This window comes from Kitasatospora nipponensis (assembly GCF_039528135.1).
GTDB classification, from domain to species: Bacteria; Actinomycetota; Actinomycetes; order Streptomycetales; family Streptomycetaceae; genus Kitasatospora; species Kitasatospora nipponensis.
On the sequence record NZ_BAAALF010000757.1, the window covers coordinates 1 to 674 of the forward strand.

General features: G+C 67.5%; 1 protein-coding gene. It reads right to left on the reverse strand.

The features are described 5' to 3' along the window. On the reverse strand, positions 1–674 hold a 674-nt coding region (locus ABD323_RS43150; protein WP_344447498.1), incomplete at both ends, for an ABC transporter substrate-binding protein.

Genomic DNA, 674 nt, shown 5'->3' on the forward strand with positions numbered 1-674 from the left:
CGGTGGTCTGGGGCATCGTCAACGGCAGCTAGGACGGCTGGACCGACGGCCGGATCGTGGGCGCGTTCGCCGCGGCCGCCGTGCTGCTGGCCGCCTTCGTGGCCTGGGAGCGCCGGGTCGGTGAGGACCTTGGCCTGGGCGGCCTGCGAGAGACCGGTCTGGCCCCAGTCGAGGTCGGCGGTGCCGTCCAGCTGACGGGCGTCCATGTCGTCGGCGTTGGTGGTGATCGTCAGCTTGACGACGTCCGGCAGCGCCTTGCGGAACGAGTCGGTGGCCGGGTCCCAGTGCTCGTTGCGGACCAGCTCGTAACCCTTGCCCCGCTCGGCCGACTTGAACTTGTTCGGGCCCGAGGAGACCGGCTTGTCACCGTACTTGGCACCGGTGTCCAGCTTCTGCGGCACCGGCGAGGCCGAGCCCATCGCCAGCAGGTACGGGAAGGAGGAGTCCGCGTCCTTCAGGTGGAAGACGATGGTGTTGTCGTCCGGGGTCTCGACCGTCTTCAGACCCAGCTTGTTCGGGTCGGTGTCGGTGTAGGGACCCTTGTAGTCCTGGCCCTGGTCGAGCGAGTTGATCAGGTAGGTCGGACCACCGGCGACGACGTCCTGCGCGAAGATGCGCTCGATGCCGTACTTGATGTCCTTGGTGGTGATCGCCGAGCCGTCCTCGAACTTCAG